Here is a 23,629-nt window from a genome sequence, read left to right on the forward strand (position 1 = left end):
CCATTCGAAGTGCTCGCCTTGCCTCCCAGGCCACCACCGCCGCTCACGGAGAGGACCTTTTCGACGGTCAGTGTCCTGGCGACCGAGAGCTGGAAGGCGCCACCGCCAGCGCCGCCAGGCCCACCGGCCGCGTTGCCCGTGCCTCCGCCCGCGCCTCCCGCGCACCCACCGAGAAGAGGCGTGGAGGTCGAGCCCTGCTGGGAACCTGCGTCGCCCTGCGTAGCGTTGGCGTTGACCCCCTTGCCGCCAATGGCTCCGGCCGTTGCTCCGCCCGCGCCACCTCCGCCTCCACCCTGGCCCCCGCTGAATTGCCCCTGCTTGCCCTGCGACGCGGCGCACGCCTGATTGCCGCCGGCCCCGGGAACCGGCGCGCCATTCACGATGCGACCGCTGGCCAGGATGTCGTGGTTCAGCGTCGCATCCCCATACACGGCGAGGATGACCGGACGGGTGCCCACGATGCGCAGTTCGCCGCCCAGGGCCAGGGTCCGCACCGGGATGAGAAGGATTTCGGGGGCACCGCCAGTCTGGGGCAGAGAGCGGACCTTGAAGGCGGTGGTGTCCGGGCCTCCGTTCGCCTGGGGTGTCCAGGTCTGGGTCTCCGTGTCGAACACCACCGGCCCGGTGGTCCTCAGTTCACCGATGTCACCGCCAGAAATGACGTTCGGATTGAAGTTGCTGGGCGTGTATGGGAACGCGACGCACTGGCCGGTCGCGCCGCATACGCGCGGCGTTCCGGACTCATCATCGCTGCAGGGCAGGTCGAACTGCGCCGGGTCCCCCGCGTAGATGCAGGAGTTGTTCGCCGTGCAACCCGCGACCGTATTGCACTCCCTGGATGGGCAGGGCGTGGGCGTGCCATTGCACGTGCCAGTGCCGTCGCAGAAGCCCGGGGCGTGGCAGACGTCGCCGTCCACGCAGGATGCGGTGACCGGCTTGGGGGAGTACTCACAGCTGCCGTTGGTCGGATTGCAGGTGCCCGTGGATTCCTGGCACTGGGCATTCGTTGGGGTGGTGCACGCCTTCGATGTACCCACGCACTGCTTGCCTGCGGTGCAGCGGCCATTGAGCATGCATGGGTTCCCAGTGTCGCAGGCCGTGCCGACGACCACGTTCCCTTCGATGCACGCACCCGTGGAAGCCTCGCACGTCACCGTCGCCTGGCATTGGCCCGCGCCCTGCGTGCACTTTGGCGTGCCACCTCCGCACTGCGCCGACGCCCCCACGCCGACGCACCGCTTGTCCGTGTTGCAAAGGTCGCCGTCCGTGCACGTCTTCTGCGCGCACTTCGTATCCGCGCACGCCTTCTTGCCATCACAGTCGAAGTCGATGGCCGTGTCGCATTTCTCCTCGGCGCCCGGATAGACGTCGTTCCGCGTGTCGTCGCAGTCGGAGACGCCCGCCCATTCAAGGCCGACGGGGGAGGGGGAGCCGTCGCCGTCCCCATCCACTGCCACCAACGTGACATCGTAGCGCGTGTACTCCTTGGGAACGACCGTGAGCGCAGTCTTCGTGAAGCGTTCCACCGCTTCACCCGCGCACCGGTTGCCGTCGGTTGCTGCGTACGACGACACGGTGATGTCCAGCGCCGTGTCCCAGTCCGCCTTGCGGCGCACCGCGACCAGGACTTCGTTCTTCTCCGCGTTCTTGAACTGGCTGGAGAGGATGTCCGTGGCTTCCTGGTTCCCTTTGGCGTCCTTGGCCTCCACGCGCACGCACGCGGGCTTGAAGGTGCCGTACTTCACGGACACTCGGATGGCGCCTTCGTCGGGAGCCTTCTCCCCACAGGCGGCCAGGAACACCACACATCCCAACAGGCAGAGCCGATACATGGCGCCGCACTGTAGCCAACACTTCCCTGCGCCGGGGAGCGGGGCCGGTAAGACCCCGGCTCCCCGTCAACAGGGGACCTCAGCCGCGCAGGGACACCACCGTGACGCCGTCGCCGCCCTCGTGGCTCTCGCCGGGGCGGAACATGCGGATGTACGGCGAGGCGGCCAGGTGGTCCCGGATGGCCTGCTTGAGGGCTCCCGTGCCGTGGCCGTGGATGATGAGCGCGGCGTCCTCACCCTTGCGCAGGCCCTGGTCCAGGAATGTCTCCAGCTCCGCCAGCGCGTCGTCCGCGCGCATTCCGCGCACGTCGCAGCGGAAGTTCGTGGCCTCCACCTGCGATGGCGCCGCGGAGGCCGCTCGCTTCAGGGCCGCTTCGCCCTTCCGCTGCTCCGGGAACTTCGCCTGCTGCGGCTTCTTGCCCCGTGAACCGGACAGCTCCGTCGTGGCCACGCGCATCTTCAGCGCGCCGCCCGCGGACACCACCGCCTGGCCTTCCGTCAGCTCCAGGATCTCCACGTCCCGGCCCAGGCCGGAGTGGTGCACCCACGCGCCCACCTTGAGGGTCGCGGGCCCCGGGGCCTCCACCTGGAACAGCTCCGCCTTCGCCGCCGCCGCGCGCTTCTGCGCCTCATCCGCGCGCTGCTGCAACTGCAGCCGTGCCTCGGAGAGCGCCTTCTCATTCTGCTCCGAGCGCAGCTTCGCCAGCAGGTCGCGGACCTCCTGGGCGGCGTGCTCGCTGGCCGAGTGCACGTCCTCGTTGAACTGCATCATCCGACCCTTGCGCTCACGCTCGAAGGCGACCTTCTGCTTCTCCAGGTCCGCGCGGAGCGCCTCCGCCTCCTTCGCCGCGATGCGCGCCTTCTCCAACTCCTCGGAGAGCTTGCGCCGCTCGTCCTCCGCGGCCGCCAGCGCCTTGGTGAGCGGACCGCCCGCGTTGAGCGACAGCTCCCGCGCGCGCTCGCACACGGAGGCGGGCAGGCCCACCCGCGCCGCCACGTCGATGGCGGACGACTGACCGGACGCGCCCATCTGCAACCGGAACGTGGGCGCCATCCGCTTGGAGTCGAAGCCCACGCGCGCGTTGAGGAAGCGCGGATCCATGTGCGCCAGCGCCTTGAGCTCCTCCAGGTGCGTCGTCACCAGGACGTACACCCCCTTGCCCAACAGCTCCTCCAGCACCGCGATGGCGATGGCCGCGCCCTCGCGAGGATCCGTGTCCGAGGCGATCTCGTCGATGAGCACCAGCGAGTCCGTCCCCACCGCCGCCAGGATGTCCCGCAGCAGGGTGACGTGGCCGCTGAACGAGGACAGGCCCTGCGACAGGTCCTGCGTGTCTCCCACGGTGGAGTGCACGGAGCGGTACAGCGGCATCCGCGACCCTTCGCCCACCGGGATGGGCAGGCCCGCGCGCAGCATCAGCGCGCACAGCCCCACGCCCGTCAGCGTCACCGTCTTGCCGCCCGCGTTGGGGCCGGACACCACCAGCGCCCGGGCGCTCTCGGTGAGCGTCACGTCGTTGGACACCACCTCCGTGCCCTTGAGCACCAGGCGCGGGTGGCGCAGCGCGCGCAGCTGCAGTTCCTTCACACCCACGAAGGTGGGCGTCGTGGCGTCCAGGTCCGCGGACAGGATGGCGATGGCCTCCACCTCGTCCAGCTCCGCCACCGCCTCCAGGCCCTCCAGCATGCGCGCGGACTCGCGGCCCACGAGCCGGCTCAGCTCCTGGAGGACCTTGAGCTCCTCCTCCGCGACCTCCGACTGCGCGATGGCCAGGTCGTTGCCCAGGCCCACCATCGCCTGGGGCTCCATGAAGAGCGTCTGCCCCGTCTGGCTGGCGTTGTGGACGATGCCGTCCACCTCCGCGCGGTAGTTCGACACCACCGGCACCACGTACCGCCCGTTGCGCAGCGTGTAGTAGTTCTCGCGCAGCTTGGTGGTGAACGTCAGGTCGTGGAGCATCTCGTCCAGGCGCGATTTGATCCGCCGGTGCAGGCCGCGTGCTCGGTCGCGCGCCTCCTTCAGCTCGGGGCTCGCGCGGTCGGAGATGGTTCCGTCCGGTTCGAAACACTGATCCAACCGGCGCGCCATGGCCTCCAGGAAGGGCAGGCGCTTGGAGATCTCCACCAGGCGGGGGACGCGCTCCTTGCGCTCGTCCAGGGCCTCGCGGGTGCGGGCGAAGGCGAAGAGCAGCTGGGCCGCGTCGATGAGCTGCCGGGGCTCCAGCACGCCGCCCTTCTCCGCGTGGCCCACCGCGGTGCGCAGGTCCGTCACGCCGCCCAGGGGCATGGAGAACTGCTGCTGGGAGAGGAAGCGGGCCTCGTCGACGAGCGCCAGCGCTTCGGTCACCTCCGTCTCGGTGTCCAGGAATGGACGGGCCAGCACCCGCTCCCTTCCTGGCTCGGTGCGGCAGCGCTGCGTCAGCGCGCGGAGCACTTCCGGGAAACCAAGGTCTTCCAACGTCCTTTGGGAAATCTGCACGGTCATGGGTTTCATGCGAGGCCGGGTGTCCGTCAAGCGGAAGTATTGAGGTGGCCCACCGGGACCTGCTATCTGCCAACCATGATGTGGGTTCTCGTGGCGGCGCTGCTTGCGGGCGCGTCCGACGCACCGGCCTCTCCGGTCCTGACGGCGCAAGCGGCTCCGGCCCCCAGTCCGCTGGCGGATGCGCTGGCGCTGGAGACCTCGGGCAACGACGCGGGTGCCCTCGTCGCCCTGGAGCGGCTGATTACCCACCAGCCCCGCTGGGAGTTGCCCCGGCTGGAGGCCGCGCGGCTGCTCCTCAAGGGAGGCAGCGCCCCGGAGCTGGAGCGCGCCCGGACCCATCTGGACGCCGCCCTGCGCGAGGCCCCGGACAACCCCCGCGTGTACTTCCTCCAGGGGCAGCTGCTGGAAGAGAAGAGCGCCACCTTCGACGCCATCCGCGCCTATGAGAAGGCGGTGACCTTGCGTCCCTCCTATGACGACGCGCGCTTCCGGCTCGCGGGCCTCTGGGCGCAGGTGGGGGACTGGCTCAAGGCGGAGCTGCACTACCGCCCCCTGTCCAAGTCCCGGCCCGCGTGGGTGCAGGTGCGCATGCAGCTGGCGGCGGTGCTGGAGAAGCAGGGCCGCACGCTGGACGCGGAGCGGGAGTTCCTGGCCGCGCGCGACGCCCAGCCGGACAACCCGGGCGTCCTGAGGACCCTGGCGGCCTTCTACGAGCGGACGGACAGGCCCCAGCTCGCAGCGAAGGTGAGGGCGCAGCTGACGGCGCCGGAGAAGCGCAACATGCGGGCCCTCAAACCTTCAAAGCGCTGACAGCGAGCGGCGGAGCGCGGTCCGTGGCGATTGCTTCGCGCGACGCGCTGCATACACTGCCCCCGCTTTGAAGACCGCCAACCTCGCCATCGTCTTCACCGACATCAAGGGCTTCACCGAACGCACCAGCCGGCAGACGCTGGAGGAGAACCAGCGTCTGCTCCAGGTGCACGACGGGTTGCTCGCGCCGCTGTTCAAGGCGTTCGGTGGACGCATCATCAAGTCCATTGGCGACGCGTTCCTCGTCACCTTCGAGTCCCCCACCCAGGCGGTGCTGAGCGGCATCGCCATCCAGGACCGGCTCTGGCACCACAACCGGCAGCTGCTGGAGGACGAGCAGATCCACGTGCGCGTCGCGGTGAACGTGGGCGAAGTGCGGGTGGAGACCAACGACATCTTCGGCGAGCCGGTGAACATCGCCGCCCGCGTGGAGGGCATCACCGACGCGGGCGAGGTCTTCTTCACGGAGGCCGTCTACCTCTCCATGAACAAGGCGGAGGTGCCGTCGCAGGAGGTGGGCGCGTTCGAGCTGAAGGGCATCCCCGGGAAGATCCGCGTCTTCCGCGTGCCGCGCGCGCCCTACCGGGTGCTGGCGCCCACGCCGGACGCGGTGCTGCCCTCGCCGGAAGAGGCGGCCTCGCTGCCTCCCTACGGCAACCTGGCCCTGGCGCGCGTGGAGTCGAATCTGGATCTGGGCCAGCGCGCGGCGGCGGGCGCGGCGGCGATGGGGCAGGGCGCGGTGGCGGTGGGCCAGCGTGCTGCGGCGGGCGCGGCGGCGGTGGGGCAGCGGGCCACGGTGCTGGGCAAGCAGGCGCGCACCGCGACGGATGCGCTCTGGGCGCGCGTGTACGCGAAGCTGCCGCCCGCCATCACGACGAAGGTGTCGTCCACCGTGGCCGGCTGGAGCATGTGCGCGGGGCTGGTGGTGGTGCTGTTGGGCGGGGGGCTGCTCGTCGGCGGAGGCGGCGCCACGATGCGGGCCATCCGTGACGTGGAGGGCACCACCGGCCCGGAGAAGATCCAGCGCGTGAACGAGGCCAAGCGGCTCATCAAGTTGGAGGAGGCGGACCAGCGCGCCTACTTCAGCGGGCGGCTGGAGGAGGCGCAGGGCAACATGAGCGCCGCGGTGGTCCACTACGCGGCGGCGGTGCGCAAGGACGCCAACGGCCGTGCGTCGTCCCGGCTCATCTCCCTGCTGAAGCACGAGCAGTGCGGCGTGCGCTCCAGCGCGGCGGCGGCCGTGGGCGGCCTGCGCCTGGAAGACGCGCGCGGCGCGCTGGAATCCCTGGCCGACGACGGGGGCCCGAATGAAGGGACGGCCGGTGGGTTCCTCGGTCTGGGCACCTGTGACTCGAAGCAGGCGGCGGCGGACGCGCTCAAGCGTCTCCCCGCGAACTGACCCTTCCTGCGCCCGCGCGTATCCGCGGGACGAGGCGACTGAACGTGACGAAGGTGAAGACGGGACTGGATGTGTGGGCGGCGCAGGGGTTCTCCGCGCTCAAGGGCAAGCGCGTGGGCGCCATCGTCAATCCCACGAGCGTGGACTCGCGCTTCCGCCACCTGGCGGATCTGCTGGCCGGCACGGACGGCGTGACGCTGGCGGCGCTCTTCGGGCCGGAGCACGGCATCCGCGGCGAGGCCCAGTACATGGTGGCCGTGGACGAGGCCCGCGACCGCAAGACGGGCGTCCCGGTGCACAGCCTCTACGGCTCCACCTTCGAGTCGCTCTCCCCCCGCAAGGAGTGGCTGAAGGGGTTGGACGCGCTGGTGTTCGACATCCAGGACGTGGGCAGCCGCTACTACACCTACGTCTACACCATGGCCCTGGCGATGAAGGCCGCGGCCCAGGCCCGCGTGCCGTTCTACGTGCTGGACCGGCCCAACCCGCTGGATGGGGTGACGCTGGAGGGCAACCTCGTGGGGGAGAAGTTCCGCTCCTTCGTGGGGCTGTACGCGCTGCCCAACCGCCACGGCATGACGGCGGGGGAGCTGGCGCGGCTGTTCAACGCGCAGGAGGGCTTCGGCTGTGAGCTCACGGTGGTGCCGTGCGAGGGCTGGACGCGCGACATGCACTGGAGCGACACGGGCCTGCCGTTCCTACCGCCGTCGCCCAACATGCCCACCGCGGACACCGCGCTGGTGTACCCGGGCATGTGCCAGCTGGAGGGCACCAACGTGTCCGAAGGCCGCGGCACCTGCCGGCCCTTCGAGCAGTTCGGCGCGCCGTGGGTGGACGCGGATCAGCTGATGGCGCGGCTGGACAAGGAGCGGCTGCCGGGCGTGGCCTTCCGTCCGGTGGGCTTCACCCCCACGTTCGACAAGTACACGGGCCAGTCGTGCAGCGGGGCCTTCATCCACGTCACGGACCGCAAGGTGTTCCAGCCGCTGCGCACGGGCATCGCCATCACCCAGGCGCTGCACGACATCGGGCCGGGGCAGTTTGCCTGGCGGGCGGACGCGTACGAGTTCGTGGAGGACGTGCCCGCGTTCGACCTGCTGTGCGGCACCGACCAGGTGCGTCGCGGCATCGAGGAGGGGTGGCCCCTGGACCGGATGCTCGAAGGCTTCGAGGCGCAGACGGAGGCCTTCCGCAAGCGCCGCGAGCCCGCCCTGCTGTACGCTTCCTCGCGGTGACCTCCACGTGATTGGTGTCTTCTCCGATACGCATGGCGACCTGGACGCCTTCGACGCCGCCTACGAGCTGCTGCGGGCGAAGGGGGCCCGGCGCTTCCTCTTCACCGGCGCGCGCTACACGGACCTGGATGAGTGGGTGCTGTGGCGCCGCAAGAAGAGCCGGGGAGGGCGCGAGTACTCGGACGCGGACTTCCTGGCGGACGTGACGCAGTGGCTGGTGGCGCCCCAGGACGGCCTCGGGCGCACGCCCGCGTCCCGCGAGGCCCCCTCGGACCTGGCGTCCGAGGACGACCGGCGGCTGGTGATGGAGCGCTTCGTGCGCGTGCCGGAGCGCGACTCGCTGGCGTACCGGGATCTCGCCGTGGCCAACAAGGCCATGGACCTGGTGGGGGACACGCTCTGCTGCGTGGTGCACGACAAGAACGACCTGGTGCGGGACGACCTGCTCAACGCGCAGGTGTTCATCCACGGCAAGGAGTCCGAGCCGGCGGTGGTGCAGATTGGCCCGCGCTACTTCGTGACGCCGGGCCGGCTGGTGGGGGCCGCGGAGCAGACGTGCGGCCTGTTGGAGAAGGCGGAGCGCAACCTGAGCTTCTCCGCGTTCCGGTTGGATGGACACCTGGTGCTGCCGCCCCGGGTGCTGCAGGTCGATTCGCGCTCGACGAAGCTCACCGTCAAATAAGAGGCCCGCCGTGAAGGTCGCGCTGCTCGGAGGCTCGTTCAACCCGCCGCACGTGGGCCACCTGATGGCGGCCACCTACGTCCACGCGACGCAGGGCGTGGATGCCGTCTGGCTGATGCCCACGTTCCACCATCCGTTCGGCAAGCAGCTGGAACCCTTCGAGGCTCGCGTGCGCATGTGCGAGGCGCTCTGCCGCGAGACGTCCGGCTGGCTCCAGACGAGTCTGGTGGAGCGCGAGCTGGGCGGTGGCGGACGCACGGTGGACACGCTGGCGTACCTGGTGGATCGCCACCCGGACACGCGGTTCTCGTTGATCATCGGCAGCGACATCCTGAGGGACCTGCCGCAGTGGAAGGACTTCGACCGCATCCAGCGCATGGCGCACGTGACGGTGCTCTACCGCGCGGGCTACCCGGCGCCGGACACGGTGGGGCCGCCGCTGGCGGAGGTGTCCTCCACGCAGGTGCGCGACCAGCTGACGCGAGGCCTGGAGCCGTCCGAGTTGGTGCCCTCCGCGGTGCTCCAGGTGGCGCGCGATGAAGGCCTGTATGGCCTGCGCGGGCCTCGCTAGAACGTCATCCCGATGATGTGCAGGTCGCCGAAGCCGTCATCGAAGCGGTGGGCGTACTGGTAGAAGAACGAGAGCGCGTAGGCCTGTCCCATGGTGAGCCGCAGCGTGGCGGAGCCGCCCACCGCCCCGTGGTTGGTCCGGTTGTCCGTGCGCGCGAGCGAACCGAACGCGTCCAGCTCCAACTGGCTGACGAAGAGGGACGGCAGCACCCACAGCGTGGACGCCCAGCCGTAGTCGATGATGAACCGGTAGCGGTAGCGCGCGTTGGCGAGCAGCACGTTGCGCGCGCGGAAGGTGTGGTCCTCGTAGCCGCGCAGGTACTCGCTGAAGGCGAGGCCCGGCTGGAGTTGCAGCGGCAGGCCACCGTCGGTGGTGCTGTCGCGGTTGATGAAGAAGGCCTGGCCCGGAAGGATTCCGCCGACCTCCAGCAGGTCATCAGGCGCGCCGGGCAGGGCGCGGCCCGCGACGGAGAGCAGGAGGTTGTCCTTGCCGATGAAGGGCAGGCCGCCCAGGTACCCGTCCACGCCCAGGCGCACGTCGCCCACGGTGGAGTCGCGCGCGAAGGCCTTCGGGAAGATGCCGCCGCTCACGGACAGGCCCAGTCCGCGCTGCGTGCCGCCGTAGGACGTGCCTTCGCCGGCGAAGTACGACGCGGCGACCTCCGGTCCGATGAGGCGCGTGGTGATGGACGGCCGGCGATCCGTGGCGTCGAAGCGGCGGTCGAGCGCGAGCACGCCGAAGCTCACGGGGGTCGTCCAGAACGTCCGGGACGCGAACACGGTGGCCTGCAGATCCGTGCGTTCGTTCTCGCGCAGGCGTGACGCGGAGACCTGGAGGTAGAAGGGAGACAGCATCGCGTTGCCGTATGCGAACGACACGCCGGGCTGCTTCTCCTTCAGGTCGTACGTCAGCGTGAGCGCGTAGGCGTTGAAGCCCAGCCGATCCTGGCCCGCGATGGAGATGCCGCCCGCGAAGTACGGGTCGTTTTCGTCGACGTCGTTGGGGACCGTGTAGAAGTAGGGGACCCGGTAGTTCGGGATGAAGAAGCCTTCGAGCGGCGAGTAGGGCTCGTCGGTCAGCACGTCCACCGCGTGGCCGACGACGGCCGGAGGCGTCACGGGCGCGTCCACGTCATGGGCGGGATCCACGGGCAGGGGCGGCGGCGCCACCGGTGCCGGGGGGACGTCGGAAGAGGCCTGCGTGGGGGCATCCGCCGGGGGTGCGGGCTGGCCTGGGAAGGCGACGAAGCCCTCCTGTGCCTCCGTGCCTTGGGCGGTGGCCTCCGGCTCCGGTGCCGGTGCGGTCGCGATGCTCTCGGCCGGCGGCTCGGGCGTCGCGCTCAGCTCGGCCAGGGCTTTCGTGAGGGGCGCGCGGTCCACGGTGAAGTTGATGCCGTCGCGGTTGAGGAAGACCACGGCGTCCCCGCCCGCGGGTGCCGCGTCCATCACCAGGATTGGCGCGTCGGTGACTCGGGCAATGCGCCGGGTGGACACCGTCATCACGTGCGCCTGGAGCCGGCCTTCGTGCTCGCGCAGGAAGACGAGGTGATCGTCGTCCAACCACCGGGGCGAGTAGTTGAACAGCCCATCCCGCGTGAGCCAGCGCAGCGAACCGTCCGGCTCGCGCAGCACCAGGTCCCACCCCTCCACGCCGTACATGGGGAACACGTACCGTCCACCGTCCGGCGAGGTCACGGGCGTGCCTAGCGCCGTATGCGCCTTGAAGTCCGTCAGCCGCTCGCGCTGACCGCTCTCCAGATCCAACCGCACGAGGTTGGCCGCGTCGCCGTTCACCTCCACGAACACGTAGGACCGGTCATCCGCCGTCAGGTCGCCGCCCATGCCCACCAGGTCGTCCCACAGCCGCACCACGTCACCCGTGCGCGCGTCCACCCGCCACAGCTTCCCCGTGTAGCTGCCCACCGAGTCGATGTCCGCGCTGACCAGGTACAGCCACCGGCCGTCCCGGCTGAACGTCATGCCGCTGACCAGCGACGAGCTGGCCACCACCCAGCGGCGCCCCGGCAACAGCCGCACCAGCGCGCGGCTGAAGCGCTCGCGGCCGTCGCGCTCGTACACGGTGAGGTGCGTGATGGCTTCACGGCCCACGCTCACCAGCGCCGTGCTCCCGTCGACCGGGTTCGCGACGAGCCGCGAGAAGTAGCCCGCATCCCGCACGAGCACCTGCTGCGTGGCGGGGCGCTCGCGCAGCTGGAGGTCCTTCTGGAGGCTCTGCTCGTACTCGCTGAACAGCGACCCGATGTCCTTGCCGTAAACCCGCTTGAACCGCAGCGTCACCGCGAGGGGTGGGAACAGCGAGCTGCCCTGTTCGTCCACCAGCTTCCACAGACGCTTCTCGCCGTACGTCTTCGCCAGGTACTCCACGAAGTTCATACCGGTCAGGTAGTTGCCGCCGAACGGATCCAGCGCACGGTTCTCCGGTGACAGGTAGCCCGCGTTGAGCTCGCCCTTCTGGGCCACCACCGCGCCCTCCCACCAGCCGCGCCACACCGGGCTGTAGGGACGTCCCGTGTCCTTGCCCAGCCGGCCCTCGTAGTAGGTCGCCAGGCCCTCCAGGAACCAGGACTCGGTGAAGATGTTGGGCTGGAAGAGGCCGCCCGTGACCTTGTTCAGGACGTTCCACAGCCCGCCCACCTGCTGCATCTGCACGTAGTGGACGGACTCGTGACAGGCCACGTCGCCGATGTCCGTCTCACCCAGACCCAGAAGGTTGAACTGCTCCAGCGTCATGTGCTGCGGCAGCACCATCTGCTGCGGCGTGCTGGCGAACTCCGACTGGACGTACGCGTTGTTGAAGTCCGCGCTCGTCAGGTAGACGAGCACCCGCTTGCGCTCGGCCTTGCTCCACGCGTCGCCGCGCAGCCGCTCCACGCAGCCTTCCATCCGGGCGGCTACCCGCAGCGCCGTCCCGCGCAGATGGACCGGGTAGTACAGCTCCATCGACCGCGTGGTCAGCTTGTGCATGTCGTCCCGGGCGAACGACGCCTGGACGTTCTGCGGGAAACGGGGTGCGACGAAAGCACACCCCGATGTCAGCAGCAGGAGACAAGCGAGGATGGCGGGCTGGCGGGCAGGCCCGCGAGAAGCTGACATGGCGGTGCATCCTACCGAGCACAAATCGTAGTCAGGAGCGCGTTTTTCACGATAAGGGAACGCGTCGCATTCCTCACAGGAACCTTCCCATGACCGAACCCGCCGAGCCCCAGGGGCTCCCTGTTCCGCAGCACGTCCACAATGCGCAGCTCCAGCTTTCCGCCGCGTTGGAGAAGGCCAGCGGCGCGCCGGTCGACCTGACGAAGGCTCCGTGGGCGGACGTGGAGACGTCGGTCATCCAGCTGCTGGGCGGCCGGTTCGACCCGAACAACCCGAACCACCAGGGCGCGGCGCTGGGCCTGGCGGGCGGCTTCGCGCTGCGCCTCATCTCCGAGCACCAGGCGTTCTGGTTCCCCAACCGGGACTCGCCGGAGGGCGCATCGCTGGGCTTCCCCGAGGCCATCATCATGCTGTCCCCGTTCGGGGCGGTGATGGACGCGCTGGCGCAGGGCAAGTTGACGCGGCTGGACGACCTGGCCGCCGACATCCGTCGCTCGCTGGGGCAGGTGAAGTTCGGCACCAACCCGGCGCAGGCCCTGGGCGGCGGTCAGCCCCAGCGGCTGGGGCCCCAGGAGTACCAGCGCCTGTTCGACCCGGGCTTCCTCCAGTTCATCGTGGTGGATCCGGCCAAGGCGAAGCAGGCGCTGGAGGCGAAGACGGACGCGCTGGCGCGCGACGTGCGTGACGCGCTGGGCCGCACCCAGCCGCCGCTGCCGCCGGAGGCCCGCCAGCAGTTCGAGGGGCAGATCGTCACGTCGCTGCAGCGCATGGAGCAGGGCAAGACGCTGGCGGAGCAGGCCGAGCGCGCCCCGCGGCTCGCGGAGCTGCTGACGCACCTGGTGGCGACGGTGGGCGGCACGGGCTCCGCGCCCGAGGAGTTCTGGCACGACGTGGTGCTGCCGCTGCTGTTCATCGGCGCGCCCGCGAGCTTCCCGCCGCTGGATGACGACGAGCTGGAGGCGTTCAAGCAGGGCGCGGATCCGCTGGCGCTCTTCGTGGACGTGGTGCCGCACTCGCACCGCGCGCCGGACGAAGGCCTGCTGGGCGCGTTCGAGATGTCGGAGATCGGCCTGGTGCACCCGGCCTTCCAGAAGGTCGGCGCGCTGCGCCTCATCCGCATCAACCCGGACCGGCTGAAGCCGATGCTGGAGAAGTACGACCCGAACGCGACCATGGACGCGGTGCAGCGCTTCACGGCGCACGTGTCCCAGGCGGCGGGCAAGCCGGCCGCGGAGTCCCCGCAGGGCAAGGAGATGCTGCAGGCGGCGCTGACGCTGCTGGCGGACCTGAAGCGCTCCGTGTCGGTGGGCGGCGACGTCTGCCTGCGCCGCCTCACGGAGGCCGAGGCCGCTTCCGAGCAGGCGCTGGCCATCGTGCGCCGCGCGCTGCAGAGCCCGCGCATCATCCTCACCTAGTCTGGTGGGAAGGGCGCGCGTCCGGGGCAACCGGGACGCGCGCCGTTACGTCTTCGCGACCAGGGCTTCCAGCGCCGCGGGCTGGCGCGGAGCCGGAAACGCCTCACTTCTTCGCGAGCAGGGCTTCCAGAGCGGCACGGGGCCCCGGACGGAGCCGCTCCGAGGCCAGCCGCAGGGCCCGCCGCGAGAGCTGTGCGTAGAGCGGAGCGATGTCCGAGGGCAGCGCCGCGAGGTGCGCCGCGACGACGCCCGCGTCTCCTCGGACGATGGGGCCGGTGAGTCCACCCGAGAGGCCGCGCGCTTCGATGCCTCGCAGCGCCGAGCGCATCAGCGGCAGCAGGGCCTTCAAGGCCGCCTCGGGTTCGATGCCCGCAGCGCCCAGCGCGCCCACGGCCGCGTCCGCCAGGGCCACCAGTCCACCGGCGCTCAGCACCGCGCCCGCGTGGTAGGCGGCCCGGTGTGCCTCCGGCACGTCGAACATCGCGAAGCCCACGTCCTCCGCCATGCGCTGGAGCACGGCGCGCAGGGCAGGGGAGCGTGTGCTGATGGCGGCGGTGTGGCCCGCGAGCGAGTCCCTCGCGGAGGACACGGCGCAGAGTGGATGGAACGAACCCACCACGCGGCCCCGCTGCGTGCCCAGCGCGGAGAGGGGCAGGGCGCCCGCGGTGTGCACCAGCGCCACCGTGCGCGGCAGTTCGCGTGACAGGGCTTCGGACACCGACGGCACCGCCGCGTCCGGAACGCACAGCACGCAGACGCGCGCCTTCTTCAGGTCCGCTGGGGTCGCGGGCTTCAGGCCCAGGGCCCGCGTGCGCTCATGGCCTGCGTCGTCGCGCGAGTACACGCGCACGGGCCAGCGCTTCGCCTGCAGCGCCAACGCGAGTGCACCACCGAGCCGCCCCGCGCCGACGATGACCACGGGGACGCGCTTCGCCTTCGCCGCGCTGCTCCGCGTGCTCCGGCCTCGCCGCGCCACCGTCAGGCGGCGTCCCGGGCGAACTGGAGCTGACCGGCCTGGACGGCCACTCGCACGCGGTCGCCCGCGCCGAACTCGCCGGAGAGGATGCGCTCCGCCAGGGGGCCTTCCACCAGCCGCTGCACCACCTGGCGCATGGGCCGTGCACCCAGCATCGGGTCGAAGCCGCCGGACTTGAGCAGGTGCCCCACCACGTCCGTGCCCGCCGTGTAGACGATGCCGCGCTCCGTCGCGAGCCGCTTGCTGCTCTCCGCCAGGATGAGCGTGGCGATCTTCGCCACCTCCTGCTCCGCCAGCGGACGGAACGGCAGCCGCTCGTCGATGCGGTTCCACAGCTCCGGCGGCAGCGCCTTGCGCGCCGTGTCCGACGCCATGTCCAGCGCCTTGCCCTCGGCCGCGTCCGCCGCGCCGAAGCCCACCGCGCGGCCCGTGCGGCTGAACGCCTCCGCGCCCAGGTTCGTGGTCATCACGATGACCGTGTTCGAGAAGTCGATGTGCCGGCCCTTGCCGTCCGTCAGCCGCCCCTCCTCCAACACCTGGAGCAGCAGCATCTGCACCTCGCGGTGCGCCTTCTCGATCTCGTCCAGCACCACCACCGACGACGGCCGACGGCGCACCGGCTCCGTGAGCTGTCCGCCTTCACCGAAGCCCACGTAGCCCGCGGGTGAACCGATGAGGCGCGACACGCCGTGGGACTCGGACATCTCGCTCATGTCCAGACGCACCAGCGCGTCCCGGTTGCCGAACAGCACCTCCGCCAGCGCCCGCGCCATCTCCGTCTTGCCCACGCCCGTGGGGCCCAGGAAGAGGAAGCTGCCCATGGGACGGCGCGACGCGAAGCCCGCGTAGTTGCGGCGGATGACCCGCGAGATGCGCACCACCGCGTCGCCGTGGCCAATCACGCGCTCCGCCAGGTCGTTCTCCAACCGGAGCAGCCGCGCGGAGTCGTTCATCAGCAGCCGCTCTTCTGGCACGCCCGCCAGCTTCGCCACCACGCGCGCCACGTCCGCCGCGTCCACCCGGTGCTTGCCCTCGCGGTGGCAGCGGCTGCCCGCCAGGTCCACCACGCTGATGGCCTTGTCCGGCATGAACCGGTCCGTCACGTAGCGGCTCGCCAGCGACGCGGCTGCCTCCAGCGCCTCCGGCAGGTATCGCAGCGCGTGGTGCTCCTCGTAGCGCCCGATGATGCCCTGGAGGATCTGCAACGTCTCCGGCACTGACGGCTCGTTCACCACCACCGGCGTGAAGCGCCGCTCCAGCGCCGGGTCCGCCGCGATGAACTTGCGGTACTCGTCGTGCGTCGTCGCCCCGATGCAGGGGAACTCGCCGCGAGCCATCGCCGTCTTCAGCTCGTTGGCCGCGTCCTGCGGGCCCTCGCCCGTGGAGCCCGCGCCCACCAGCGTGTGGATTTCGTCGATGAAGACCACCACGCGCCCCTCGGCCCGCCGCACTTCTTCCTTCAGTGCGTTGAGCTTCTCGGAGAACGAGCCGCGCAGCTGCGTGCCCGCCACCAGCGTGGCCATGTCCAACTCGACGAGGATCTTCTCCGCCAGCGTGCCGCGCAGGCCCATCAGGCGCTGCGCCACGCCCTCCACCACCGCCGTCTTGCCCACGCCGGGCTCGCCCAGCAGGCACGGGTTGTTGGTGCGGCGCTTGCCCAGGATGTCGATGACCTCCTCGACCTCCCTCGCGCGGCCCACCACCGGGTCCAGCTTCCCCTCGCGCGCGGCCTGGCTCAGGTTGCGGCCCATGGACGTGAGCATCGGGAACGCCTTGGCGTCCAGCGTCAGCGGCTGACCCTTGGCCTGGGACGGCGGAGGCGAGGACGGCTTGACCACGGGCGCGGGAGGCAGCGGGGCGGGCGGCGTCGCACGGGCGACCGGGGCCGGCGGCGCGGGAGGCGCCATGCGCGGCATCGGCGGAGGCGGGGCTTCCGAGACGGCGTCCTGCGTCACGTCGTCCTCGTCCACGTCGATGAGATCTCTCGGAGACAGCGCGGGCGTCGAGCGCGCGGCTGGCGGCGGAGTCGTCACCGGGGGCGTCATCACCGGAGCCGGCGCGGGGACCGGACGCGGCACGCTCAGCGCGAACGTGGAGGAGGGAAGCGGAGACGGCGGCGCACCTACCGGACGGCTCACCGGCGCGCGCGTGGCCACGGCCTGGCCATAGCCCGGCTGGAGCCGACGTGGCAGGCCGCCACTGGTGGAATAGGCGAGCGCCGTGTTGGACAGGGAGATGAGGTCCAACCCCGTCCGCCCCAGCAGGTCGCTCGCGGCGCAGCGCTTGCGGATGATGGCGATGAGCAGGTGCAGGCAGTCCGCCTCGCCCGCACGGAAGGTGCTGGCCAGCTCGCGGGCGCGCGCGGTCAACTCCTGCACCACGTTGCCCGTCTCCGCCGGGGCCTCCGTGATGAGTTGGAGGAGCGCGTCCTCGTCCACGCCCTTCTCCTTCAGGAGGCGCTGAGCACGGTTCTCCACCGTGAAGAGCGCCAGCAACACGTGGGCCGACGTGGGCTTCTGGGCGACGCTGCGGGCGATGTCATTCGCCTCATGGAGAACCTGGGCGAGATCCGTGCTGTCGACCATTCATGCTCCGGCAAGCGTCCAGCCGAGCGGAATACACCGTCCGCCGCTCCGCCGCAAAATTTAGGCTACAGACCGCTACAGGATGGATGCAAGGCAGGGTAAACCTTGGGCCGCGGCCGGATTTCGGTTGGCTGCCCGCCCGTTTCCCGACTCAATTCAAGGGACCGGGCAATCACTCCGGGAGGGCTGCGTAATCCGCCCAGAGACCCCATCCCTATGACCTCCCTTGCTCAACCGGCGCGCGTCTTCGTGGACCCTCTTGGGGGGATGCGCGCCGCCGTCGAGGCCCGGCGTTGGCTGTGGCCCCTCCTCATCCTCGCCTTCTGCGTCGCCATCTCCGGCACCGTCTACGCGCTGCGCTGGGACGCCACCGCCTCCATCGTGAGCGCCCTGCCCACGGACTCGACCGCGTCCAGCGTGTCCGAGTCCGACATCGCCGAGCAGATTCAGACCGCGTCGCGCAAGGCGCTGGTGGGAGGCATCGCCAAGGGGCTCATCGTGATGCCCCTGATGGTGCTGGCGCTCGCGTGCATCCTCTGGGTCGCGGCCTGGCTCTTCAACAAGCCCGCGGCCTTCGGGCAGCTGATGACGGCCGCCGCGGTGGCGCTGCTGCCCATCGCGCTGTACCACCTCATCTACGCGCTGTGCGCGGGCTACCAGCACTCGCTCACCGACCTGCGCGCGGAGCGGCTCGTGCCCTCCAGTCTGGCCCTGCTGGACGGCCTGACGCCGAAGATGCAGCGCGTGCTCAAGGGCGTGGACTTCTTCAACCTGTGGAGCGTGGGCCTGCTGGGAGTGGGCTTCTCCACCGCCACCGGCATGCGCCTCGGGCGCGCGCTGGTGCTCATCGGGGTGATGTACCTCATGTACGTGGGTGTCTTCTTCATCGGCCTGCCGGCGGGAGGTGCGCAGTGAGCGCCTTCCTCGTTGTCGCGACGCTGCTCACCGCCACTCCCATCACGCTGGAGGAGACGCGCCAGCTGGGCCGCAAGAACACCCAGGCGCTCCAGGCCGCGTTGGACGTCGCCGTGGCCCAGGAGGACCAGCGCGTGGCGCGCTCCGGCCTCCTGCCGCAGGTGCAGCTCAACCTGGGCCCCAGCCTGGACTACGTGGGCCGGCGACGGCAGGTCTTCACCGTCCCCATCAGTGAGACGGAGACCGTCACGCGGGAGGTGGTGGCTACCTCCAACACGGCGGACAGCTACTTCGCGTCCCTGGGCGTGTCGCAGGTCATCTACAACCGGGGCCTCTGGAAGCAGCTGGAGCAGGCGGGCGTCAACGTGGACGCCACGCGCAACCAGTCCATTGAAGAGTCGGACACCTCCGAGCTGGAGGCCATCCGCCGCTTCTTCAACCTGTTCCTGTCGCAGGCCACGCTGGGCGTGCTCAACGCCACCGCGAAGCAAAGCGAGGAGCAGCTGGCGCGTGCGCGCGCCCTCTTCCAGGCGGGCCGCGTGGGCAAGTCCGAGGAGATCGCCGCCCAGGTCAACCTGGGCAACGACCGCATCAACATCGTGCAGCGCCAGAACCAGCTGGTGGCGGACCAGGTGCAGCTGGCCGTGTGGCTGGCGCGCCCCGGCACGGAGCTGCTCCAGGCGGTGGACCCCGGCGTGTTCCAGCAGGAGCCCGCGCCGGCGCCCGCCCTGGATGACGCCATCAAGACGGCCCGCGAGCACCGCGCCCTGCTCAAGGCGCTCCAGCAGCGCGTGCAGGTGGCGGAGCTGCAGCGGGCCATCGTGCAGGGGGACTACATCCCCCGCGTGGGCCTGTCCGCGCGGTACTCGCACAACAGCCAGGACCTGGGCCCGTTCTTCAGCGAGCCCGGCTACGGCAACATCTTCAACGGCGGCGTCACGCTGACGTGGGACCTGTTCAACGGCTTCAACACGGATGCCCAGTCCGCGCGCGCCCAGGTCAACATCCGCAAGGCGGAGCTGACGTTCGCGCAGACGGCGCGGGAGCTGGAGGCGGAGGTGCGCCGCTCCCACCAGGTGCTGGAAGGACAGATTGCCTCCGCGAAGCTCGCGACGGACAACCGCGCGGTCGCCCAACAGGGCCTGGCCCTGGCGGAGGAGCGCTTCCGCGCGGGCGCCGGCTCCACGCTGGACGTGCGAGACGCGCAGCTCAAGTTGACCCAGGCGGAGCTGGTGTTGCTCCAGAGCCGCATCGATGTCGAAATCGCCCGCTATGCCCTGTTCCGGGCCATGGGCACGCTGAACCCGGGAGACTCACAATGACGTGGTGGAAGGCGGCAATCGCCGGCGCGCTGTTGCTTGGAGCGGTGGCCATCACCGTGGGCGGCCTGCGGGACCGGCCGCCCACGACGCAGGAAGTCCAGATGGCCAAGGCCCGCAAGGGCACCATCACCCGCACCATCACCGGCGCGGGCAAGGTGCAGGCGGCCACCACGGTGAAGATCTCCTCCAACCTGTCCGGCGACCTCGTCGCCCTCAAGGTGAAGGACGGTGACCCCATCACCAAGGGGCAGGTGCTGGGACAGATCGACAAGCGCTACTACGAGGCGGCCGTGAAGCAGGCCACCGCGTCCCGCGACGCGGCCCGCTCCGAGGTCCAGGTGTCGGAGGTGGACACCTCGCGCCAGCGCGCGGAGCTGGGCCGCGTGAAGGGGCTCGCGGAGAAGGGGCTCGCGTCCGCCGCGGAGGTGGAGCAGGCCCAGGCCGTGGCGGACACCGCCGCGGCGCGCCTCGCGGCCGCCAAGCAGCGCGTGGCCCAGAGCAGCGCAGTGCTGGAGCAGGCCTCCACGGACCTGGCGCGCACCACGCTCCTGTCCCCCATCGACGGCAACGTGATTGAACTGACGCGTGAAGTGGGCGAGCGCGTGCGCGGCTCCGACTTCTCCGAGGACGTGGTGATGACCATCGCCGCGCTCAACCAGATGGAGGTGAAGTTCGAGGTGGGTGAGCACGAGGTCGTCCACCTGAAGTACGGCCAGCCCGCGGAGGTGACGCTGGACGCGCTGGAGGGCCAGTCCTTCACCGGCACCGTGGTGGAGATCGCCCAGAAGGCCACCATCAAGAACCCGGGCACGGAGGCCGAAGTGACGAGCTTCCCCATCACCGTCGCCCTGGACGCGCGTCCGCCGGGCGTGCTCCCCGGCATGAGCGCCGAGGCGCGCATCAGCGCGGAGACGCACAACGACGCGGTGCTGGTGCCCATCCAGGCCGTCACGGTGCGCGCGGAGCGCTCGCTGCCGGACTACCAGGCGCCGGTGGAGGGCACGTCCCTCACCGCCAAGCGCCGCACGGAGTCGCTGGCCAAGGTCGTGTTCGTGGTGGACAACGACAACAAGGCGCAGGTGCGCCGCGTGCGCACCGGCATCGCCTCCGACACGGAGCTGGAGGTGCTGGAGGGCCTGCAGGTCGGGGACCGCGTGGTGGAAGGCCCCTACCGCACGCTGTCCAAGGAGCTGTCCCACGGGGACGCGGTGCGCGAGCCGGAGAAGGCCGCGGCGAAGGGCAAGTCGTGACGTCGGCCCCTGCACCGGACGCGGGCCCCCTCATCCAGGTGGAGGGGCTCACGCGGGCCTTCTTCGTGGGCGGTGAAGAGGTGCGCGCGCTGCGCGGCGTGTCCTTTGGCATCCAGCGGGGGGAATGGGTGGCCATCATCGGCCAGTCCGGCTCCGGCAAGAGCACGCTCATGAACGTGCTGGGCTGCCTGGATACGCCCACGAGCGGCCGCTACATGCTCAACGGCAAGGACGTGTCGAGCATGGACGACGACGACCTGGCCGTCATCCGCAACGTGGAGATCGGCTTCATCTTCCAGACGTTCCAGCTGCTGCCCCGGGAGACGGCGCTCGCCAACGTGGAGCTGCCGCTGGTGTACCGGGGGATGGGCGCGAAGGAGCGGCGCGAGCGGGCGAAGGCGGCGCTGGACAAGGTGCAGCTCACGCACCGCATGCACCACCGGCCCAACGAGCTGTCGGGCGGTCAGCGCCAGCGCGTGGCCATCGCGCGGGCGCTGGTGTCGGAGCCGTCCATGCTCCTGGCGGACGAGCCCACGGGCAACCTGGACTCGGCCACCGGCGAGGAGATCGTCAAGCTCTTCGAGCAGCTGCACCGCGCGGGGCACACGCTGGTGCTCGTCACGCACGAGCCCAAGCTGGCCGCGCGCTGTCCCCGGGCCATCCGGTTGAGCGACGGGGAGATCGTCGCGGACGGGCCGGGGCCGGAGGTGGCGCTGGGTGTGCACGCGGCACCCCAGGCGGGCACCGCGTGAGCTTCCGGAAGGGCTTCCGCGTGGACGTGCTGGAGGGGGCCCGCATCGCGGTGTTCTCCCTCCGGGCGAACCGGATGCGCACGGTGCTCACGACCTTGGGCATCGGCATTGGCGTGGCGACGCTCCTGGCCATTGTCGGCATCATCCAGGGGCTCAACGCGTCGTTCGACAAGCAGCTGGCCACGCTGGGCGCGAACACGATCTTCATCTCCAAGTACCCCTGGATGGTGAAGGGCAACTGGTGGCTCTACCGCAACCGGAAGAACTTCACGCTGGAGCAGGTGGCGCAGCTGCGCGCCCAGGCGGACTTCATCACCGCCATCTCCCCGGCGGTGCTGCGCACGTCCGACGTGTCGCACGGCGCCCTCCAGGTCTCCAACGTGCGCATCAACGGCGTGTGGAGCGACTACCTGGCCATCGGCAACTACGAGGTGGTGTCCGGACGCTTCCTCACCCGCGCGGACGAAGAGGTGAACCGGGCGGTGACGGTGCTGGGCGCGGACGTGGCCGCCTCGCTCTTTCCCAGCATCAGCCCGCTGGGGCAGACCGTCCGCATCGACGGGCGGCCCTTCCAGGTGGTGGGCACGCTGGGGCGCAAGGGGAAGGTCGTGGCGGAGAACATGGACATGTCCGTGTTCATGCCGTTCAAGACCTTCAACTCCAACTTCGGCAAGGGGCGGCCCATGCAGATCGCCATCGCCGTGGCGGACGCGGGGCAGATGGCGAAGGTGGAGGACCAGCTGGTGGGCATCATGCGGCGCGTGCGCGCGACGCCGCCGGGCCAGCCGGACGACTTCAACGTCAACCGGACGGACTCGCTCGCGGCGACCTACGAGCAGCTCACCGGCGCGCTCTACGCGGTGGCCACGGGCGTGGGACTCATCACGCTGTTGGTGGGCGGCATCGGCATCATGAACATCATGCTGGTGTCGGTGCGTGAGCGGACGCGAGAGATTGGGGTCCGCCGGGCGCTGGGCGCGCGCCAGCGCACCATCGTGCTCCAGTTCCTGATGGAGGCCTCCAGCGTGTCCGCGGTGGGGGGACTGTTGGGGACGACGGTGGGGTTGGGCACGGCGAAGATCGTGTCACTGGTGACGCCGCTGGCGGCGGACGTGCGCCCGGGCACGGTGGTGGGCGGGGTGGCGTTCGCGGCGTTGGTGGGCCTGCTGTTCGGCATCTGGCCGGCCGCGCGTGCGGCCCGGCTGGACCCGGTGGAAGCGCTCCGCTACGAATAGGGCAATGCGGGCCTTCCTGGACAACTTGCGGCTGGCGCTCGGCACCTTCCTGGGCAACCCGCTGCGCTCGCTCCTGACGCTGGTGGGCATCGTCATCGGCGTGGCCACCGTCATCACGATGATGGCCCTCATCGAGGGCCTCCGCGAACAGGTGAACAAGAACCTGGGCAGCCTGGGCGCGCACACCTTCGAGGTGACGAAGTGGCCCACCGGCTTCGGCCGCATCAACTGGGCGAAGTACGCCAAGCGCAAGGACCTGCTCGGCGACGACGTGCGCGCCATCATGGAGTCGTGTCCCTCCGTGAGCGCGGCCACGCCCCTGGCCCAGGAGTGGGGCAAGAAGCTGACCACGGCGTTCCGGGAGACGCCTCCTTCGGTGAGCATCCTGGGCACGGAGCCCACGTACCTGGAGACGAGCGGCGTCGTCGTGGCGACCGGCCGCTTCTTCAACGAGACGGAGACGCTGGACGGCCGCCCGGTGATGGTCATTGGCGTGGACCTGGCGGACACGCTCTTCCCGGGCATGAACCCGGTGGGCTCCGAGGTGCGGCTGCAGGGCCGGCCGTTCCAGGTGATTGGCGTGCTGCAGAAGCGCGGCAGCGTCATGGGGATGGCCAGCCAGGACAACCAGGCCATCCTGCCCATGCGCGCCTTCCAGCAGTTCTACGGCAAGAACCGCTCGGTGGAGATCGACATCCAGGCGCGCGACGGGGCGTCGTTCCAGAAGGCGCAGGACGAAGTGGTGAACCTGATGCGCCGCCGCCGGGGCCTCACGCCGCAGGAGCCGAACGACTTCGAGCTGCACACCAACGAGTCCATGACGGCGTCCTTCAACGAGCTGTCCCAGGTCATCGCGCTCGCGGGCGTGGGCGTGTGCCTGCTGTCGCTGGTGGTGGGCGGCATCGGCATCCTGAACATCATGCTGATGTCGGTGACGGAGCGGACGCGGGAGATTGGCATCCGCAAGGCGCTGGGCGCGCGCCGCCGCCGCATCCTGGGTCAGTTCGCCACGGAGGCGGTGATGCTGTCGCTCGTGGGTGGGGTGCTGGGGC

Annotated in this window: 17 protein-coding genes; 12 read left to right on the top strand and 5 right to left on the bottom strand. The window is 70.4% G+C overall.

The genetic code is table 11. From position 1 onward, the window contains the following. Both D7Y15_RS46460 and D7Y15_RS32475 read right to left on the bottom strand, forming a co-directional pair. On the bottom strand, positions 1–1,832 hold a 1,832-nt coding region (locus D7Y15_RS46460; protein WP_121755002.1), incomplete at its 3' end, for a putative metal-binding motif-containing protein. A gap of 79 nt (positions 1,833–1,911) precedes the next feature. Beyond that, entirely contained in the window at positions 1,912–4,317 is a 2,406-nt protein-coding gene (locus D7Y15_RS32475) for an endonuclease MutS2 (RefSeq protein ID WP_120581391.1), read from the bottom strand. A 75-nt stretch (positions 4,318–4,392) separates the two neighbouring features. On the opposite strand from D7Y15_RS32475, the gene D7Y15_RS32480 reads away from it, so the two are divergent. The 5 genes from D7Y15_RS32480 to nadD all read left to right on the top strand — a co-directional run bounded on the left by D7Y15_RS32480 (position 4,393) and on the right by nadD (position 9,014). After that, a complete protein-coding gene (locus D7Y15_RS32480) occupies positions 4,393–5,127 on the top strand; it encodes a tetratricopeptide repeat protein (RefSeq protein ID WP_121755003.1) in 735 nt (244 codons plus the stop codon). 67 nt (positions 5,128–5,194) lie between these two features. Further along, positions 5,195–6,526 carry an adenylate/guanylate cyclase domain-containing protein gene (locus tag D7Y15_RS32485; RefSeq protein WP_121755004.1) on the top strand — a complete coding sequence of 444 codons (1,332 nt, stop codon included), beginning with the start codon at positions 5,195–5,197 and terminating at the stop codon, positions 6,524–6,526. 44 nt (positions 6,527–6,570) lie between these two features. Continuing rightward, complete coding sequence (locus D7Y15_RS32490) at positions 6,571–7,761, top strand: exo-beta-N-acetylmuramidase NamZ domain-containing protein (RefSeq protein WP_121755005.1); 1,191 nt, start codon at positions 6,571–6,573, stop codon at positions 7,759–7,761. A 7-nt stretch (positions 7,762–7,768) separates the two neighbouring features. Then, on the top strand, positions 7,769–8,443 hold the full coding sequence (locus tag D7Y15_RS32495) for a hypothetical protein (RefSeq protein ID WP_121755006.1): 675 nt from the start codon (positions 7,769–7,771) through the stop codon (positions 8,441–8,443). Between the two features lie 10 nt (positions 8,444–8,453). After that, on the top strand, positions 8,454–9,014 hold the full coding sequence (gene nadD, locus D7Y15_RS32500; RefSeq protein WP_121755007.1) for a nicotinate (nicotinamide) nucleotide adenylyltransferase: 561 nt from the start codon (positions 8,454–8,456) through the stop codon (positions 9,012–9,014). Here the strand turns inward: nadD and D7Y15_RS32505 are convergent. Continuing rightward, entirely contained in the window at positions 9,011–12,127 is a 3,117-nt protein-coding gene (locus D7Y15_RS32505; protein ID WP_121755008.1) for a hypothetical protein, read from the bottom strand. The two genes, nadD and D7Y15_RS32505, sit on opposite strands and share 4 nt — an antisense overlap. An 89-nt stretch (positions 12,128–12,216) precedes the next feature. Here D7Y15_RS32505 and D7Y15_RS32510 point away from each other — a divergent pair, with 89 nt between their 5' ends. Next, positions 12,217–13,542 carry a hypothetical protein gene (locus D7Y15_RS32510; protein ID WP_121755009.1) on the top strand — a complete coding sequence of 442 codons (1,326 nt, stop codon included), beginning with the start codon at positions 12,217–12,219 and terminating at the stop codon, positions 13,540–13,542. 103 nt (positions 13,543–13,645) lie between these two features. Here the strand turns inward: D7Y15_RS32510 and D7Y15_RS32515 are convergent, their stop codons facing one another. Both D7Y15_RS32515 and D7Y15_RS32520 read right to left on the bottom strand, forming a co-directional pair. Next, complete coding sequence (locus D7Y15_RS32515; RefSeq protein WP_121755010.1) at positions 13,646–14,518, bottom strand: Rossmann-like and DUF2520 domain-containing protein; 873 nt, start codon at positions 14,516–14,518, stop codon at positions 13,646–13,648. 2 nt (positions 14,519–14,520) lie between these two features. Then, positions 14,521–17,103 (bottom strand): AAA family ATPase, encoded by a 2,583-nt coding sequence (locus D7Y15_RS32520; RefSeq protein WP_121755011.1) that lies wholly within the window; start codon positions 17,101–17,103, stop codon positions 14,521–14,523. A gap of 216 nt (positions 17,104–17,319) precedes the next feature. On the opposite strand from D7Y15_RS32520, the gene D7Y15_RS32525 reads away from it, so the two are divergent. The 6 genes from D7Y15_RS32525 to D7Y15_RS32550 form a co-directional block, all read left to right on the top strand. Continuing rightward, positions 17,320–18,018, top strand: coding sequence for a YIP1 family protein (locus tag D7Y15_RS32525; protein ID WP_120579766.1), 699 nt, complete (start codon positions 17,320–17,322; stop codon positions 18,016–18,018). Beyond that, positions 18,015–19,340 (top strand): TolC family protein, encoded by a 1,326-nt coding sequence (locus D7Y15_RS32530; RefSeq protein ID WP_120579767.1) that lies wholly within the window; start codon positions 18,015–18,017, stop codon positions 19,338–19,340. Before D7Y15_RS32525 ends, D7Y15_RS32530 begins: the two co-directional genes overlap by 4 nt. After that, entirely contained in the window at positions 19,337–20,590 is a 1,254-nt protein-coding gene (locus tag D7Y15_RS32535) for an efflux RND transporter periplasmic adaptor subunit (protein WP_121755012.1), read from the top strand. Before D7Y15_RS32530 ends, D7Y15_RS32535 begins: the two co-directional genes overlap by 4 nt. Continuing rightward, a complete protein-coding gene (locus tag D7Y15_RS32540; RefSeq protein WP_120579769.1) occupies positions 20,587–21,342 on the top strand; it encodes an ABC transporter ATP-binding protein in 756 nt (251 codons plus the stop codon). The genes D7Y15_RS32535 and D7Y15_RS32540 overlap by 4 nt, the downstream gene beginning before the upstream one ends. Further along, positions 21,339–22,577 (top strand): ABC transporter permease, encoded by a 1,239-nt coding sequence (locus D7Y15_RS32545; protein ID WP_120579770.1) that lies wholly within the window; start codon positions 21,339–21,341, stop codon positions 22,575–22,577. Before D7Y15_RS32540 ends, D7Y15_RS32545 begins: the two co-directional genes overlap by 4 nt. Positions 22,578–22,581: 4 nt before the next feature. After that, positions 22,582–23,629 (top strand): ABC transporter permease (locus tag D7Y15_RS32550; protein ID WP_148712926.1); only part of this gene is annotated, 1,048 nt, incomplete at its 3' end.

Source organism: Corallococcus sp. AB030 (assembly GCF_003668965.1).
Lineage (GTDB): Bacteria > Myxococcota > Myxococcia > Myxococcales > Myxococcaceae > Corallococcus > Corallococcus exiguus.

Excerpts from the sequence above, each read along its gene's own strand:
- D7Y15_RS32475 (WP_120581391.1), bottom strand. The coding sequence starts at position 4,317 with ATGACCGTGCAGATTTCCCAAAGGACGTTGGAAGACCTTGGTTTCCCG.
- D7Y15_RS32480 (WP_121755003.1), top strand. The coding sequence starts at position 4,393 with ATGATGTGGGTTCTCGTGGCGGCGCTGCTTGCGGGCGCGTCCGACGCA.
- D7Y15_RS32505 (WP_121755008.1), bottom strand. The coding sequence starts at position 12,127 with ATGTCAGCTTCTCGCGGGCCTGCCCGCCAGCCCGCCATCCTCGCTTGT.
- D7Y15_RS32510 (WP_121755009.1), top strand. The coding sequence starts at position 12,217 with ATGACCGAACCCGCCGAGCCCCAGGGGCTCCCTGTTCCGCAGCACGTC.
- D7Y15_RS32520 (WP_121755011.1), bottom strand. The coding sequence starts at position 17,103 with ATGGTCGACAGCACGGATCTCGCCCAGGTTCTCCATGAGGCGAATGAC.
- D7Y15_RS32525 (WP_120579766.1), top strand. The coding sequence starts at position 17,320 with ATGACCTCCCTTGCTCAACCGGCGCGCGTCTTCGTGGACCCTCTTGGG.
- D7Y15_RS32535 (WP_121755012.1), top strand. The coding sequence starts at position 19,337 with ATGACGTGGTGGAAGGCGGCAATCGCCGGCGCGCTGTTGCTTGGAGCG.